This is a genomic window from uncultured Alsobacter sp., assembly GCF_945952055.1.
Lineage (GTDB): Bacteria > Pseudomonadota > Alphaproteobacteria > Rhizobiales > Beijerinckiaceae > Alsobacter.
In genome coordinates, this window is sequence record NZ_CAMFHB010000016.1 from 39314 (window position 1) to 56191 (window position 16878).

General features: G+C 69.5%; 12 protein-coding genes. 6 read left to right on the top strand and 6 right to left on the bottom strand.

From position 1 onward, the window contains the following. The first annotated feature begins 133 nt into the window (after positions 1-133). Positions 134-1132, top strand: a complete 999-nt coding sequence (locus Q0Q47_RS13895) for an asparaginase (RefSeq protein ID WP_293860566.1) — start codon at positions 134-136, stop codon at positions 1130-1132. Positions 1133-1151: 19 nt separating this feature from the next. Here Q0Q47_RS13895 and Q0Q47_RS13900 read toward each other — a convergent pair whose 3' ends face one another. Further along, the gene (locus Q0Q47_RS13900) at positions 1152-3332 is read right to left on the bottom strand and encodes a PAS domain-containing sensor histidine kinase (RefSeq protein WP_367278249.1); all 2181 of its coding nucleotides are present in this window, start codon (positions 3330-3332) and stop codon (positions 1152-1154) included. Positions 3333-3673: 341 nt separating this feature from the next. Further along, positions 3674-6313: an aminopeptidase N gene (pepN, locus tag Q0Q47_RS13905; protein ID WP_293860572.1), complete on the bottom strand. Its 2640-nt coding sequence runs from the start codon at positions 6311-6313 to the stop codon at positions 3674-3676. Positions 6314-6420: 107 nt separating this feature from the next. Between pepN and Q0Q47_RS13910 the strand changes: the two genes are divergently transcribed. Continuing rightward, a complete protein-coding gene (locus Q0Q47_RS13910; RefSeq protein ID WP_293860575.1) occupies positions 6421-6657 on the top strand; it encodes an Lrp/AsnC ligand binding domain-containing protein in 237 nt (78 codons plus the stop codon). Between the two features lie 181 nt (positions 6658-6838). Here Q0Q47_RS13910 and Q0Q47_RS13915 read toward each other — a convergent pair whose 3' ends face one another. The 4 genes from Q0Q47_RS13915 to Q0Q47_RS13930 form a co-directional block, all read right to left on the bottom strand. Then, positions 6839-7681, bottom strand: a complete 843-nt coding sequence (locus Q0Q47_RS13915; protein ID WP_293860578.1) for a carbohydrate ABC transporter permease — start codon at positions 7679-7681, stop codon at positions 6839-6841. 14 nt (positions 7682-7695) lie between these two features. Next, the gene (locus Q0Q47_RS13920; RefSeq protein ID WP_293860581.1) at positions 7696-8631 is read right to left on the bottom strand and encodes a carbohydrate ABC transporter permease; all 936 of its coding nucleotides are present in this window, start codon (positions 8629-8631) and stop codon (positions 7696-7698) included. Positions 8632-8855: 224 nt separating this feature from the next. Then, the gene (locus Q0Q47_RS13925) at positions 8856-10118 is read right to left on the bottom strand and encodes an ABC transporter substrate-binding protein (RefSeq protein ID WP_293860584.1); all 1263 of its coding nucleotides are present in this window, start codon (positions 10116-10118) and stop codon (positions 8856-8858) included. 22 nt (positions 10119-10140) lie between these two features. Continuing rightward, positions 10141-11226 carry an ABC transporter ATP-binding protein gene (locus tag Q0Q47_RS13930; RefSeq protein ID WP_293860646.1) on the bottom strand — a complete coding sequence of 362 codons (1086 nt, stop codon included), beginning with the start codon at positions 11224-11226 and terminating at the stop codon, positions 10141-10143. A gap of 165 nt (positions 11227-11391) precedes the next feature. Between Q0Q47_RS13930 and Q0Q47_RS13935 the strand changes: the two genes are divergently transcribed. The 4 genes from Q0Q47_RS13935 to Q0Q47_RS13950 are packed head-to-tail and all read left to right on the top strand — an operon-like array spanning position 11392 to position 16862. Then, positions 11392-12297: a PfkB family carbohydrate kinase gene (locus Q0Q47_RS13935; RefSeq protein WP_293860649.1), complete on the top strand. Its 906-nt coding sequence runs from the start codon at positions 11392-11394 to the stop codon at positions 12295-12297. Further along, complete coding sequence (locus Q0Q47_RS13940) at positions 12297-13334, top strand: tagatose 1,6-diphosphate aldolase (RefSeq protein WP_293860652.1); 1038 nt, start codon at positions 12297-12299, stop codon at positions 13332-13334. The genes Q0Q47_RS13935 and Q0Q47_RS13940 overlap by 1 nt, the downstream gene beginning before the upstream one ends. Position 13335: 1 nt before the next feature. Further along, complete coding sequence (locus tag Q0Q47_RS13945) at positions 13336-14742, top strand: hypothetical protein (protein ID WP_293860655.1); 1407 nt, start codon at positions 13336-13338, stop codon at positions 14740-14742. 23 nt (positions 14743-14765) lie between these two features. Then, the gene (locus Q0Q47_RS13950; RefSeq protein ID WP_293860658.1) at positions 14766-16862 is read left to right on the top strand and encodes a TIM-barrel domain-containing protein; all 2097 of its coding nucleotides are present in this window, start codon (positions 14766-14768) and stop codon (positions 16860-16862) included. The last annotated feature ends 16 nt before the right edge of the window (positions 16863-16878 follow it).

Genomic DNA, 16878 nt, shown 5'->3' on the forward strand with positions numbered 1-16878 from the left:
TCAGCCGTTCCGGGTCGTCGGCTTATCCGCCGGGGGACCTTTCGGCAAGCTCGGGCGTCGCCGGCTGGCCATTTCGCGCGACCTCTGCCAATGTCCGCGCCCTTCGGTCTGACATCGTTGAAGGACAAAAACCATGGACAATCCGGTGATCGTCGAGGTGACGCGCGGCGGCGCCGTGGAGTCCCGCCATCGGGGCGCCATCGCGGTGGTCGACGAGACCGGCAAGACCGTGTTCTCGCTGGGCGACATCGACCGGGCGATCTTTCCCCGCTCGGCCGTGAAGTCCCTGCAGGCCCTTCCGCTCGTGGAGAGCGGGGCCGCGGACCGCTACGGCCTCACGCCGGCCGAGCTGGCGCTCGCCTGCTCGTCGCATTCCGGCGAGCCCCTCCATGCGCAGACCTCCGCCGCCATGCTGGCCAAGGCGGGGCGCGATCCGGGCTGCCTCGAATGCGGCGTGCACTGGCCGATGAACGAGCAGGCCGCCCGCGGCCTGGCGCGTGACGGGCAGGCGCCGACGGCGCTGCACAACAACTGCTCGGGCAAGCATGCCGGCTTCGTCTGCCTGTCCTGCTCGCAGGGTGTCGATCCCGCCGGCTATGTCGGCCCCGACCACGCCGTCCAGCGCGCGACCAAGCGGGCCATGGAGGACATGGCCGGCGTGACCTTGTCCGATGCCGCGCGCGGCGTGGACGGTTGCTCGATCCCGACCTACGCCACACCGATCGTGGCGCTGGCGCGGGCCTTCACAAAGCTGGGAACGGGCATCGGGCTCCCGGGCGACCGCGCCGCCGCGGCGCGGCGCCTGCGCGAAGCGGTGGCCGCGCACCCCTTCATGGTGGCCGGGACCGGCCGCTTCGACACACGGCTGATGGCTCTTCTCGGCGCTCGGGTGTTCTCCAAGACGGGCGCGGAGGGGGTGTTCTGCGCCGCCCTGCCGGAGCAGGGCCTCGGCATCGCGCTGAAATGCGACGACGGCCAGGGCCGTGCCGCCGAGGTGCTGCTGGCCGCCGCGATCCAGCGCTTCCTGCCGCTCGAGGGCGATGCCGCCCGTGGCGTGGCCGAGCTCGCGGGTCCGGTGATGACCAACTGGAACGGCATCGAGGTCGGGCGGCTGCGGGCCGTCGGACTCTAGCCGCGACGAGCCGGGAGCGTCAGGCGAGGGCGCCCGACACGATCTCGTAGCCCGTCTGCGCCCGCGTCGGCAGGTGCACCAGGACGATCGTCCCCATGCCCTCGCAGGAGCGGATGCGCAGGCCGCCGCCATGCAGCTCCGCCAGCGAGCGGGCGATGGCCAGGCCCAGGCCGGAGCCTTCGGACGGCTTCGAGGCGTCGAGGTTCACGAACTCGAACGGGCGGGCCAGCTTGCGCATGGCGTCCTTCGGAATGCCGACGCCGGTGTCTTCGACGTAGAGATTGACGGCCTCGCCGACCCGGCGCACCCGCACGGCGACCTTGCCGCCGTCGGGCGTGAACTTCACCGCATTGTTGAGGAGGTGGGAGAGGATCTTGGCGATCGCCCGACGGTCGGCGTGGATCGTGGCTCCGGGGAGAAGGTCGCAGGCCAGCTCCAGGTTGCGGCTGGCGGCCAGGCCGCGGAACTCCTTCAGGGTGCCCTCGACGATCTCGTCGAGCACCAGCGTCTGGCGGTCCATGCGGATCCGCCCGGCCTCGAGCTCGGCCATGTCGAGGATGTCGGCGATGAGGCCCAGCAGGTATTCGCCGCTCTTGCGGATGTCCTTGCAGTAGGCGACGTACTTGTCGGAGCCGAGCGCCCCGAAGATCCCGGCCTCCATCACCTCGGAGAAGCCGAGGATGGCGTTGAGCGGCGTGCGCAGCTCGTGGCTCATCTTGGCGAGGAACTCGGACTTGGCGCGGTTGGCGCTTTCGGCCTCGGCCTTCTGCTCGAGATAGCGCTCGGCCAGGTCGGCGAGCTGCTGGGCCTGCAGCTCGAGCGTCTGCCGCGAGCGCTTGAGGTCCAGCACCATGGCGGTCAGCCGCCGCTCGCTGTCGAGAAGGTGCTCTTCCTGCCGTTTGAGCTGCGTGATGTCCGTGCCGACGGAGACGTAGCCGCCATCCTTCGTCCGGCGTTCGTTGACCTGCAGCCAGCGGGCGTCGGGCAGCTGGGCCTCGTAGCTGCGCGCGCCGCCGACCACGCGGTCGTCGTCGAGCCGGTTCTGCACGACCGGCGGCGTGAGCACCCGGGCGAGGTGCTCGTAGGGCGTGCCCGGAGCGATCTCATCGTGGGCGAGGTTGTGCAGGTGCTGGAACTTGCTGTTGCACATCACCAGACGGTTGTCGGCGTCCCACAGCACGAAGGCCTCGGAGATCGCCTCGATGGCGTCGCGCAGCCGCGCGTCGGCCTGGGCCGTCTCCTGGGCGAGGCGGCGCTGCTCGGTGATGTCGATGGTGATGCCGACGAGGTGAGGATCGCGGTTCTCGCCGTCCCGGACGAGCTCGGCGCGCGCCCGCAGCCAGACCCACTGGCCGTCCGCCGCACGGACCCGGAAAGCCTGGTCGACGGTGGTCGCCTCGCTGCCCGCCAGCGTGTCGGCGAGCGCGTAGAGATTGCTGTCGTCGGGATGGACGAGCCGGTTCACGTCGCCGAAGGACAGGAACTCGCTCTGCCGCTCGTAGCCGAGCATCTCGTACATCGAGTCCGACCAGTAGATCGTGCCGCGACCGATGTCCCAGTCCCACAGGCCGCATCGGCCGCGCGACAGCGCCATGTCGAGCCGGCGGCGAACCTTGTCGCAGATCGCATCCGCGTGGCGCGCCCGCCAGGCCTGCCAGAAATAGGCCGTGCCGATGCCCGACAGAACCAGGGCCGCGGCACCCACGAGCAGCAGGAAGGACGTGGTCTTGGCGCGCCACACCGCCAGCGCCCCATTGAGCGGCTGGACCACGGCCACCTGGCCCAGTCCGCCCTCGAGGGCGCGCACGGTGGCAATGACCGAAACGTTGCCGGGCGCATTGACCAGCATGACCCCGGCCTGGTCGGCGAAGGTCGTGAGCGGCTGGGCGAGGCCGAGCACGTCCACCAGCGTGACGCCCGAGGCGATCCCGGCGGGGAGGCTCGCGACGACGTGCCCGCCCTCGTCCGTGACGAGGACGTAGCGGCCGTGGCGCATCGCATGGTCGGGAACGGCGGTGGCGAGGCGTGCACCGACACGCTGCACGCCTTCGAAGGCCGGGTCGGCGCGCTTCAGCTCCGCGGCGAGATAGGATCCGAAAATGTCGACGTCGCCCACGGCATCGGCGATCGCCTCCTGACGCGTGGTGGTGACCTGCATGAACGACATGCTGCCCAGCGCGCCCAGGAAGATGAGCAGCATGACCGGGACGATGACCCGCAGCCAAGGCTCGGCATCCACAAGTTTTAAATATGTGGGATTCGCCAGAGACCGCGCGATGCCCGGGATACCGGACGCGCGCGCAGGTATAATGGCCGCGATGCTTCGCGCCATGCAGAGCCCCTTTCGGATTCCATCCGTCCCCTTCGGAAGACGTGCCGCATCTATCCGAATCAACCTGATCTGAATCCGAGAGCCGACCGTTTGCAAGAGGTTAATGAAGCCTTGCGTCTCAGTCAGACGTCGATACTACATCTCGTGGTGTGCCTACAAAACCCTACAAGATAACCGTCAAATTGCCGCGCAGCCGACGGTAATTGTTGTCAAGCCAGGCACCGCGTCACGATATCGTAGACGTCGGGCGACAGCGCGGGCGCGGCCGCCACCCGCCGCAGCTGCGCTTCCGCCTGGGCGCGACGCCCGGCCTCCAGGGCCCGCCAGGTCCGGAAAGAGCCCAGGATGCGGGCCGCCACCTGCGGGTTCGTGGCATCGAGCGCGAGGACCATGTCGGCCACGAAGACATGCCCGGCGCCGTCCGCCCGATGGAACTGGGACAGGTTGGCCATGGCGAAGGTGCCCACCAGCGCGCGCGTGCGGTTGGGGTTGGTGAGCGAGAAGGCCGGGTGCTGCATCAGCGCCCGAACCCGGTCGAGCGTCGGCGCCTCCGGAATGCTCGCCTGCAGCGCGAACCACTTGTCGAGGACGAGGGGATCCTCCGCGAACTCGCGGCCGAAGTCCGCCAGGGCGGACTCCCGGGCCTCGCCGGGCACGTGGGCCAGCACGGCCAGCGCCGCGAAACGGTCCGTCATGTTGTCGGCCGAGCGGAACTGGGCCTGCGCCAGTGCGGTGCCGCGCGGGGCGTCGCCTTCGGCGAGAAGATCGAGCGCGGCGTTGCGCAGCGCGCGGCGTCCGGCGCTGTCGGCATCCGGGCTGTACGAGCCCGTGCTCGCCAGGCGCGCGTGAGCCGCGGCGAGCCGGTCGGCCAGGGTGTGGCCGACGAAGGCGCGCAGCGCCTTGCGCGCGCCGACGATCGCGTCGGGATCGATGTCGGTGCCGATCTCGCGGGCCAGGTCGGCCTCGGACGGAAGGTTCAGGACCTGGGCCACGAAGGCATGGTCCGCGCTGCCGTCCACCAGGACTCCGAGCGCCTCGGCGAAACGGGCCGGGAAGTGCGGGGTCTGCCCCGACTGCAGCGCCTTGACCGCGTCCAGCAGCAGCTGCGTCGCGAAGCCCTGGGCCGCCTGCCAGCGGTTGAACGCGTCGCTGTCGCGCTCCAGCAGCACCAGCATGTCGTCGGCGCTCAGGGCGAAGTCGAGGCGCACCGGGGCCGAGAAGCCGCGCAGCAGCGACGGCACGGCCCTGTTCGCCACGCCGGTGAAGGTGACGGAGGCCGTCGCGCGGTCGAGGACGAACACGCCGTCCTCCAGCGTCTGGCCGTCGAGCGTGCGCAAGGGCAGGTCGCCCAGCGCCGGATCGACGAGGCCGAGCTTCACCGGAATGACGACCGGATCCTTGGTCGGCTGGTTCGGCGTCGGCGGCGTCGTCTGGGCGAAGTCGAGCCGCAGCGTCTCGGACGCCTCGTCGTGATGGGCGTGGACGAGTAGCGTGGGGGTGCCCGCCTGCCGGTACCAGAGGGAGAAATGGCTGAGGTCGCGCCCGCTCGTCTCCGCAAAGCAGGCCAGGAAGTCCTCGACCGTCGCCGCCGTGCCGTCGCAGCGCTGGAGATAAAGGTCCATGCCGGCGCGGAAGGCCCGCTCGCCGATCAGGATCTTGAGCATGCGGATGAGCTCCGAGCCCTTCTCGTAGACGGTGGCCGTGTAGAAGTTGTTGATCTCGCGATAGGCGTTGGGCCGCACCGGGTGGGCGAGCGGGCCGGAATCCTCGGCGAACTGCTGGGCCCGCAGGTTGCGCACCTCCGCGATCCGCTTCACCGGCCGCGAGCGCATGTCGGCGCTGAACTCGTGGTCGCGGAAGACCGTGAGGCCTTCCTTCAGCGACAGCTGGAACCAGTCGCGGCAGGTGATGCGGTTGCCGGTCCAGTTGTGGAAGTACTCGTGCGCGACGATGGCCTCGATGTTGGCGTAGTCCGCGTCGGTCGCGGTCTCGGGGCTGGCCAGCACGTATTTGTCGTTGAAGACGTTGAGCCCCTTGTTCTCCATCGCGCCCATGTTGAAGTCGGACACGGCGACGATGTTGAAGACGTCCAGGTCGTATTCGCAGCCGAAGGCGTCCTCGTCCCACTTCATCGAGCGGATCAAAGCGTCCATGGCGTAGCCGGCGCGGTTCTCCTTGCCGGTCTCGACATAGACGCCGAGCTCGACCTGGCGCCCCGACCGCGTCGTGAAGCGGCTGCCGATCCGCCCGAGCTTTCCGGCCACGAGGGCGAAGAGGTAGCAGGGCTTGGGATGGGGATCATGCCATACGGCGAAGTGCCTGCCGGCGGGCAGGTCGCCCGCCTCGACCGGATTGCCGTTGCCGAGCAGGACGGGGGCCTCGTCCTTCGGCGCCTCGATCCGGGTCGTGTAGACGGACATGATGTCCGGCCGGTCGAGGAAATAGGTGATGCGGCGGAAGCCTTCGGCCTCGCACTGGGTGCACCAGACGCCCGAGGAGCGGTAAAGGCCCATGAGCTTGGTGTTGGCCTCCGGCTTCAGCCGGGTTTCGAGCGTCAGCGTGAACGGCACCGGCGGCGGGTTGGGAAAGCGCAGGCCCTGCGGCCCGGCCACGTAGGCCGCCTTGGGCACGGGGATGCCGTCGATCGCCACCGACACGAGCTTGAGCTCGTCACCGTCGAGCGCCAGCAGGCCGCCCGGCTGCCCGGCCGGATTGGGCCTCAGGGCAAGACTCGCGATCACCTGCGCCTCGCCAGGATAAAGCCTCACGGTGAGGTCCACCGTGTCGATGAGCCAGTCGGATGGGCGATAATCCTCGAGCAGGATGACGGGAGCGGTATCGGCAGGCATGACGGTTCCGGGTCTGGCGGCAAGAGGGGCGCAATTAAGCACGGCGGCGGTCGACGAGAAACCGCCAACGCTCTATGGTCCAGCCGGACCGCAACGGAACGAGCGCGATGCAGACCTTCTTCGTCGAGATCAAGTGCAAGCTGGGCAAGACCTACGAGGTGGCGAGCCGCCTCGCGGACGCCGAGATCGCGTCGGAGATCTATTCCACGGCGGGCACCTTCGACATCCTCGCCAAGTTCCACGTCGACGACGACGTCGACATCGGCCACTTCGTCGGCTCCAAGGTCCAGACGATCCCCGAGATCCAGGACACCCACACGATCATCACGTTCAAGGCGTTCTGAGGCTTCGTTCGGTCAAGGCAACGTCCAGGCTGCGCCCACTTCTCAGTCGTCCTGCCCGGGCTTGGCCCGGGCACCCACGACTTTGCCGGGGCCGTCCCTCAGTCGTGGATGGCCGGGCCAAGCCCGGCCAGGACGCGCGGAGGGCGAGGCGCAAGTCGTGGGCAGACGATCCCTCAGCCTCTCACCCCTTCATCCCGCCGCTCGTCAGGCCACCGACCACCCGGTCCTGGAACACGGCGATCAGGATCGACACCGGCACGATGGCCACGATCAGGGCGGCCGAGATGATCGGCCAGGGGAAGGCGAATTCGCCCTGGTAGAGGGTGATGCCGACGGGAAGCGTCCGCTTCACCACGCGCGAGGACAGGGTGAGCGCCAGCAGGAACTCGTCCCAGCAGTTGACGAAGGCGAGGATCGCGGCGGTGAACACGCCGGGGGCCGTCAGCGGGATGACGACGTGCCAGAGCGCGCCGACCCGCGTGCAGCCGTCGATCATGGCGGCGTTCTCGAGGTCGTTGGGGATGTCCTGGAAGAAGGACACCAGCACCATGGTGCACACCGGCATCGACAGCACGGCATAGGGCAGGATCAGCGCCGGCCAGGTGTTGAGGAGTTCCAGCGACCGCATGGTCTGGAACAGCGGCACCACCAGCGAGATCAGCGGGAACATCGCGATCGCCAGCAGCACCGACAGGATCAGGCCGGGGGCCGGCAGGCGCAGGCGCACCAGGGCGTAGGCGGCCAGCGCCGAGACCGTGATGCACAACGCCGTCGACAGCACCGCCACCGCGAAGCTGTTCCACAGGAAGAGGTGGATCGGCTGGTCGGTGAACACGCGGACATAGTTCTGCAGCGTCGGCGCCGCCGGCAGGATGGTGATCGGCAGGCGCATCAGCTCGGTCTCGGTCTTCACCGAGGTGAGCAGGATCCACAGCACCGGCAGGAAGCCGTTGGCGGCCACGATGAGCGCGGCGAGCCAGATCATCTTGCGCTTGTTGGGGAAGCGGGGCAGGGCCATGGCCATGATGACGTCTCCTGTCAGGCCTTGCGCGGGTCGCGGCGCGTATGGCGCAGGTACCCGGTCGTCGCGATCACCGACACGATGAACATCAGCACCGCCAGCGCCGAGCCGTAGCCGAGGTCCAGGAAGTCGATCGTCGTCTTGTGGATGTACATGGCGAGCGTCTCGGTCGAGTGGCCCGGCCCGCCATTGGTCATGGCGTAGGGAATGTCGAAGGTCTGGATCGCCGTGATGGTGCGGAAGATGAGCGCCACCACGATCGCGGGGCGCAGCATCGGCAGCGTGATCTCGACGAACTGCTGCCACTTGCCGGCGCCGTCGATCTCGGCCGCCTCGTAGAGCGACTTTGGGATGGTCTGCAGGCCCGCCAGCAGCACCAGCGCCACGAAGCTCGAGGTCTTCCAGACAATGGCGATGCAGGTGGCCGCGAAGGCGAAGGTGGGGTTCGTCAGCCACGGGATCGGCCCGATGCCGAAGAAGCCCAGCGCGTTGTTCACGAGGCCCTGGTTGTACTCGAAGAACCAGCGGAAGATGAGGCCGGCGAAGACGAGCGGCAGCGCCCAGGGCAGCAGCAGGCCGAGGCGCACCGGCCACTTGATGGAAAAGGGCTGGTTGGCCAGCAAGGCGAGCCCGAGCCCGACAATGACGGCGCCCGGCACGGTGATGACGATGTAGAGCACGGTGTTGAGCGTGCTCTCCCAGAAGCGCTCGTCGGAGAGCGCGCGGGCGTAGTGCTCGAGCCCGATGAAGGGCGTTCCCATCCAGGGCTGGGCGAGGTGGTAGAAGCGCACGCTCGTCGTGAGGAGCTCGATGATCGGGTAGAGCACGACCACGGCGAGCAGCAGGAAGGCCGGGGCCAGGAGGATGAACCCCAGCCGCCGTTCCGAGCGCTCCAGCGGGGAGAGCCGGGGCTTGGCCTTGGGAGGCGCCTTGTCGAGAGTGGCTGCGCTCATGGCGGGCGTCCTGGGCTGAAACGTCGTGCGTCGGTCGGCACGAACTCCCCGCTCGTCCTGCCCGGGCTTGGCCCGGGCATCCATGACTTCGCCGGGGCCGCGCTGAAGTCGTGGGTGGCCGGGCCAAGCCCGGCCATGACGGCTGAGAGGATGGAGCTCACCGAAAAGGGTCCGGAGAGCCGTGCGGGAGGGACGGGGCGGACCCCGTCCCTCCCGCGCTCACGTCACTTGAAGATGGTGCCGAGCTTGGACTGCATGTCCGCGAGCGCGGCGTCGGCGGTCTTCGTGCCGGCCAGGAACGAGTTCATGTTGGTGCGGATGATCTCCGACACCTCGTTGTAGCGCGGCGTGACCGGGCGCGAGCGGGCGGTCTGGACCACCGGCAGGGCATCCTTGAACCACGGGTTCGCCTTCAGCACGTCGGCATCCGTGTAGACGTCCGGGAACACCGGCAGGTGCGAGGCCAGGATCGCCTGCTGCTTAGAGACCTCCGGGCTCGACAGGTAGCGGATGAGCTTCACCGCCTCGGCCTTGTTCTTGGAGAAGGCCGTCACCGCGAGCTGCCAGCCGCCGATGCAGGTGGCCGACTTGCCGGCCTCGTAGGCGGGCATCGGCACGACGCCGGTCTTGCCCTTCACCTGGCTGTCGGCGTCGTTCTCGACGCGGTTCCAGACGAAGCCCCAGTTCATCGTCGAGACGAGCTGGCCGGCCTGGTAGTTCTGGCGCATGCGGTCGGTGACGATCTCGGCGATGTTGGTGGGCAGAACGCCAGCGGCCTTCAGGTCGCCCCACAGCTCGAAGGGCTTCTTGGCGATGTCGGCCGACAGGCTCAGCTTGCCGTTCTTGTCGGTGAGGTTGCCGCCCAGCTGCCACAGCGGGACGAGGTAGGTGCACACTGTGCCCTCGATGGGGGCGCCGGCCGTCTGGAACAGCGACAGGTTGGGGTTCTTCTCGCCGTCCTGGATCTTCTTGGAGGCGTCCTTCAGCTCGGCCCAGGTCTTGGGCGGCTGCACGCCGTACTTCTCGAACAGGTCCTTGCGGTAATAGAGGAACTGCGCGTCGGCGAAGTAGGGCAGGGCGATGACCTTACCGTCGACGATGTTGGCCTCGCGGTAGGCCGGCAGGTAGCGCGCCATGGTGGCGTCCTTGTCGGCGCCGAGATAGCTGTCGAGCGGCTCGGCCCATTGCGCGGCGGCCCACTGCGCCGGCCGGATCACGTCGATCAGCACCACGTCCAGCGAGCTGTCGCGCGAGGCCAGCACGGTGTTGAGGTACTGCTGCTGCTGCTCGGACGTGGCGCCGCCGACTTCGACCTCGACCTTCACGCCGGGGTTCTTGGCCATGTAGCCTTCGAGGATCTGGCGCATGACGTCGGGGCGCTGCTGGCCGCCGGTGAAGATGCGCAGCTGCGTCTGGGCCAGCGCGCTCGACGCGCCGGCCAGGGCGAGCGCCGTGCCGGCGAGCGCGAAGGTGATGAACTTCCTCATGGTGGTGTCCTCCCGTTGTTTATCAGGCTGTCAGGGCTTGCCCGCTTTGCGGGTCGAAGAGGTGGGCATTCGCGAAGGCGCAGTCGACCGGGGTCGTGTCCCCGGGCTTCAGGCCGGCTTCCGCGGGGAAGCGGCCGGTGAACAGGGCGTCGCCGAGGCGCAAGAGCACGAGCGTTTCGGACCCGAGCGGCTCCACCAGCTCGACGCCGGCCGGCACGCTCGAGGGGCCACCCGCGCCGGGCTTCACGTGCTCCGGCCGCAGGCCGAGCACCACGCGCCGACCGGCGGCCGGCTGGAGGCGCTGGCGCGCCTCCGGGCTCACCGGCACGCTGAGCCCCTGGCCGAGAGACAGGCGGCTGATGCCGGCATCGACGTCCGTCTCGGCGAAATTCATGGGCGGCGAGCCGATGAAGCCGGCGACGAAGCGGTTGACGGGCCTGGCGTAGCAGGTGTTCGGGCTGGCGAACTGCTGCAGGTAGCCACCCTTCAGGATCGCGATGCGGTCGGCCAGCGTCATCGCCTCGATCTGGTCGTGGGTGACGTAGACGATCGTCGTGCCGAACCGCTGATGCAGCTTCTTGATCTCGATGCGCATCTCGGCCCGCAGCTGGGCGTCGAGGTTCGAGAGCGGCTCGTCGAAGAGGAAGACCTTTGGGCGGCGCACGATGGCCCGGCCCATGGCCACGCGCTGGCGCTGCCCGCCGGAGAGCTGGCCCGGCTTGCGCTCGAGCAGATGCCCGATCTGCAGGATGTCGGACGCCTCGCGGACGAGCTTCTCCATCTCCGGCTTCGGCGTGCCGCGCATGCGCAGCCCGAAGGCGATGTTCTCGGCCACCGTCTTGTGCGGGTAGAGGGCGTAGTCCTGGAACACCATGGCGATGTCGCGCTCGCGCGGGGGCAGGTCGTTCACGACCTTGCCGCCGATGGCGATCTCACCGTCGCTGACGCTCTCCAGGCCCGCGATCATGCGCAAGAGCGTCGACTTGCCGCAGCCAGACGGCCCGACCAGCACGGCGAACTCGCCGTCGTCGACGGTGATGTCGATGCCGTGGATCACGTCGACACGGCCAAAGGACTTGCGGACCGAACGGATTTCGACTGCCGCCACGCGCCACCTCCCCCGTGCTGCCCAAAGGAGCACAAGCCCGGACGTTGCCGGACCGATGAGCCCACATTGCCCAAGTCTTGTAAAAGATACAAGACCTGTTACGGTCCGTCTCGTCGCAGGGGGGGCCACGGGCTGCCCCGTCCGTCATGTTCATCGGGACGCACCATGGCCGGCGTGCTGTGCGTGGGCATCGCCACGCAGGATTTTGTCTTCGGGCTCGACGCCATCCCGACCACGGCCGAGAAGCACCGGGCACGGGACCTCGCGGTGGTGGGGGGCGGCATAGCAGCCAACGCCGCCGTGGCCGTGGCGCGACTCGGCGCCCGGGCCATGCTGGCCACCCGGCTGGGCGAGGACACCACCGCCCGCGACATCGTGTCGGACCTCGAGGCCGAGGGCATCGACTGCAGCCTGTGCCGCCGCTTCCCCGGCCACCGCTCCTCGTCCTCCGCCGTCCTGGTCGACGCGCGGGGCGAGCGCATGGTCATCAACTATGCCGACGACACGCTTCCCGCCGACGCGGGCTGGCTGCCGCCCCGGCTGCCCGACGGCATCCGCGCGGTGATGGCCGACACGCGCTGGGAGGAGGGGGGCCTCGCCCTCTTCGCCGCGGCGCGCGCCTCCGGCGGCTACGGCGTGCTCGACGCCGACCGTGCCGTGCGCCATCCCGAGCTTCTCTCCGCGGCCACCCACGTGGCCTGGGCCGCGCAGGCCTTGCGCGAGGCCACCGGTCTCCAGGATCCGCGCGAGGGCCTCGCCGCCGCCGCAAAGCGGGCCGACACCTGGATGGCCGTGACCGACGGCGGCAACGGGGTCTGGTTCACCGAGGCCGGGGCCATCGCCCATGAGCCGGCGTTCCCGATCGTCCCCGTCGACACGCTGGGCGCCGGCGACGTCTTCCACGGCGCGCTGGCGCTGGGGCTCGCCGAGGGGCGCGACGCGCGGGGCGCCGTGCGCTTCGCCTCCGCCGCCGCGGCACTGAAATGCACCCGCTTCGGCGGGCGGGCCGGCGCGCCGACGCGGGCCGAAGTCGATGCCTTCATGAACGACAGGACCAGGGAGAACGGGTGATGGAGCTTTCCGCGGGCAAGATCTGGGGCATGCGCCGCATGGCCGACGCGCGCGGGCGGTTCAAGATGACCGCCGTGGACCAGCGTCCCCCCATCAAGGATCCGATCAAGGCCAAGCGCGGCACCGCCGAGGCGCCCTACGAGGACGTCTCGGGTTTCAAGCGCATGCTGATCGACGAACTGCAGGCCGAGTCCTCGGCCATGCTGCTCGATCCGCACTACGCGCTTCCCGGCGGCATGACGCTGCTGTCGCCGGCCAAGGGGCTGATCGTGACCCTGGAGGATTCGATCTTCCAGTCGACCCCGGGCGGCCGGCTCTCATCCGAGATCGACGACTGGTCGGTCGAGAAGATCAAGCGCTGCGGCGGCGACGCCGTGAAGGTGCTGGCCTGGTATCGCCCGGACGCCGACGCGTCGGTGAACCAGAAGCAGCAGGACTTCACGGCCCGCATCGGCGAGGCCTGCGCCCGCTACGACATCCCGTTCCTGTTCGAGCTGCTCGTCTATCCGTTGCCAAACGAGGCGAACCAGACGACGCAGTACATTGAGATGGCGGATAAAAAGTCCGAACTGGTGCTGGAGAGCGTGCGCGTCTTCGCGGACCGGAAGTTCGGCATCGACGTGTTCAAGCTCGAAAGCCCCGTGCCGGCGCGAAACGTGCCGCAGCAGGGCGAGGACAAGGCCGTCCAGCGCCTGTTCGACGAGATGGGCAAGCTTGCCGGACGTCCCTGGGTCATGCTCTCGGCGGGCGCGGGCATGGCCGAGTTCAAGGCGATCCTGGCCCATGCCTATCGGGCGGGCGCCAGCGGCTACCTCGCCGGGCGCGCCATCTGGGCGAAGCCCTTCCAGCAGTTTCCCGACTGGGACGAGATCCAGGCCGGCCTGCGGCGCGACAGCATTCCCTACATGAAGGACATCAACGCGCTCACGGACGCCAAGGCGACACCCTGGTTCGCCCATCCGCGCTTCGGCGGCGCGGTCACGGTGCCCCATTCGGACGGCGATTTCCGCCACCACTACGCCGGGTTCGGAGGCTGACATGGCCCCTCGCATCGGCGTCCTGCCGCTCGCCCGGCCGACTTTCGACGTCCCCTACGCCCAGGAGATGGCGGCCGCGGCCTTCGCGGCCCTCGACAAGGCCGGGATCGTGACCGTCGGCGGCCGGGACCTCCTGTTCGATGCCGACGCGACCACGGCGGCCCTCGCGGCGCTGGCGGGCGAGGCGCTCGACCTCGTCCTGGTGATGCAGGTGACCTTCACCGACGCCACCATGACGGTGAAGATCGCCGAGACGGTGTCCGCTCCCCTCGGCATCTGGGCCTTCCCGGAGCCGCGCATCGGCGGCCGGCTGCGCCTCAATGCCTTCTGCGGCCTGAACCTGGCGATGCACGCGCTCGGCCGGGCCGGCCGCAAGGCGGCGTGGCTCTATGCGGCGCCGGACGCACCCGAGGCCGCGGCGGACGTCGGGGCCATGGCGCAGGGCGGGCAGGGCGTCGTCGCGTCCGCCGAGCCCGTCGGCCACACGGCCGGCGCGGGCGCGGCGGCCCAGGCCGAGGCGGCGCTGGCGGCGCTGCGCGGCACGACGATCGGCCTCGTCGGCGAGCATCCCGCGGGCTTCGACACCTGCCGCTACGATCCGGCGGCGTTGAAGCAGCTTGTCGGGATGTCGGTCCAACCGATTCCGCTGACTCGCGTTTTCGACGGTGCAAGGGCGGTAGCGCAGCCTGAGGTTGAAAGTGCCCGGGCTGCGGCGGACGCCGCGATCTCGGGCCTCGAGGGCGTCGACCAGCCGCAGCTCGAGCGGTCGCTGCGCGTGTTCCGGGCGCTCGAGGGCATCGTCGGCGAAGGCAAGCTGAAGGGCCTCGCCGTCCGCTGCTGGCCCGAGATGTTCACCGACTATGGCTGCGCCGCCTGCGGCCCGATGGGCATGATGACAGGGGCTGGGGTCCCCTGCGCCTGCGAGGCCGACGTCTACGGCGCGGTCACCTCGCTGCTGCTGCAGAACCTCGCCGGCGCGCCGTCCTGGCTGGTCGACATCGTCGACATGGACGCGGCGTCCAACACCGGGGTGTTCTGGCATTGCGGCTCCGCCCCGATCGGCATGGCGGACTCCGCCACGCCGCCGCGGGCCCAGATCCACACGAACCGCAAGATGCCGCTGCTGGCCGAGTTCACGCTGAAGCCCGGCCGGTTCACGGCCTGCCGGATCAGCCAGGCGAAGAACGACACCAAGCTGGTGATCGCCGGCGGCGAGGTCCTCGCCGCGCCCATGAGCTTCACCGGAACCTCCGGCGTGGTGCGCTTCGACCGGCCCGCCGGCGAGGTCGCCGCCGCCCTGATGGGCCAGCAACTCGAGCACCACGTCGCCATGGCCTATGGCGACCACCGCGAAGCCCTGCGGGCGGTCGGCGAGAAGCTCGCGATCCCCGTCGTCGAAATCGCCTGACGCCCGCGCCCGGAGACCACGCCTTGAGCATCCTGCCGCTTCCCGAGGAGCCCTTCTGGTCGCGCCTGCCGGCCCTCTCCGCCGCCGGCGGCGCCACCCGGGCGGGCGACGGAACATTCGTCCTGCCGACCGATGCGGGCGACCTGCTGATCGACGCGCTCGCCGACGGCGTCCGCCTGCGGATCGGCACGCAGGGGCCCGCCTATCCGATCCTGGTGGGCGAACCCCGGATCGAGCCGGCCACGATCGACGCCAATGTCGACCGGACCGTCATCGCCTGGGGCGCTTTCCGCCTGACGCTGGGCTATGCCCCGCTCACGGTGCGGCTGGAGAAGAACGGGCGCCTGGTCCAGCAGTCCGCCACCGACGGGCATTTCGTCCGTGAGCATCGGCTTCCGCCCTTCGCACGGCGTCCCGAGGGCGGCTGGTTCGCGGCCCTCGACCTGGCGGCCGGCGAGCCGGTCTACGGCCTCGGCGAGAAGTGGGGCCGGCTGGACAAGCGCGGGCAGCTCGTCCGATCCCTTGTGTTCGACGCCCTCGGCGTCAATGGCGAGCGCGCCTACAAGAACGCCCCGTTCGCCTGGTCGCCGGGCGCCGTCGGCCGTTCGGGCTGGGGTGTCTTCACCCACACGCCCGCCACGGTGACGCACGCCGTTGGGTTCGATTTGTGGTCCCAGCGTTCCTACGCCATCGTCGTCGAGGACCCCGGTCTCGACCTCTTCATCATGGCCGGCGGCGACGGAGCCGAGATCCTGCGGGCCTACACCGGCCTGACGGGACGCGCTCCGCTGCCGCCCTATTGGTCGCTCGGGACCATTCTCTCCAAGGCCTACTACCGCACGGCCGACGAGATCCTGGAGGCCGCCCGCGAGGTGCGTCGCCGCGGCGTGCCGTGCGACACCATCACCTTCGACGGGCGCGCGTGGCAGGACACCGACACGCGCTTCCACTTCTTCTTCGACCCGAAGCGCTACCCCGATCCCAGGCCCGTCTTCGCCGAGCTCAAGGCGCTCGGCTTCAAGATCTGCATCTGGGAGTATCCGCTCGTCTCCGTGGACGGGCCGTACTTCGCCGATTTCGCCGCCAAGGGATGGCTTCTCAAGGACCGGCGCACGGGCGAGCCGTTCCGCTACGCCTTCGATCCGGAGCCCTTCGGCAAGGTGCTCACGCAGCTCCCGGACTCTGGCATTCTCGATTTCACCCATCCGGACGCCTACGCCTGGTGGTGCGACGCGCACCGCGAGCTCTTCGCGCTCGGTGTCGACATGGTGAAGTCGGACTTCGGCGAGCAGGTAGAGCCCGATTGCGTCGCCCACAACGGCGACACCGGCGACCGCCTGCACAACGTCTATCCGCTGCTCTACAACAAGTGCGTCCACGAGGCGGCCGAGGCCTACGCCTCGCCGGACGGCGCGTTCCTGTTCGGCCGCGCGGGCTGGGCCGGCAGCCAGCGCTATCCCGTGCAATGGGGCGGCGATCCGCAGGCCGACTGGGAGGGGCTGGCGGCGTCCATCCGCGGCGGTCTGTCCTGGGGCCTGTCCGGCGGGCCGTTCCACGCCAGCGACATCGGTGGCTTCTACAAGGACCGCCGTGACCCGGAACTCTATGTCCGGTGGACGCAGGCGGCCCTGTTCATCTCCCACTTCCGCTTCCACGGCATCGGCGAGCGCGAGCCCTGGGCCTACGGGCCTGAGGCGGAAGCGGCGATCCGGCAGGCGCTGGACCTGCGCTACCGCCTGCTGCCCTATCTCTGGCAGGCCGTCGAGGAGGCGTCGCGCTGCGGTCTTCCCGTCCAGCGCGCCATGGTCCTGGCTTTCCCGGACGATCCGGCGGCCCGCGGCTTCGACGAGCAGTGGATGTGCGGACCGGACCTTCTGGTCGCGGCCTGCCCGCGCCCCGGCGGCGAGGTGGAGGTCTACCTGCCCCACGGCCGCTGGCGACGGTTCCCGACGGGCGGCGAGGCGATCGAGGGCGGGCGCGTGCTCAGGCTCACGCTGGCGCTCGACGAGATCGCCGTCTTCGCCCGGGAGGGCGCGCGGATCCCGATGGGGCCCGCGACGACGCATTCCACGGCAACGACCGGCGGCAGGCCGGTCGTGGAGACTTATTGGGAAGGCTGAGGCGAGAGCGCAGCAT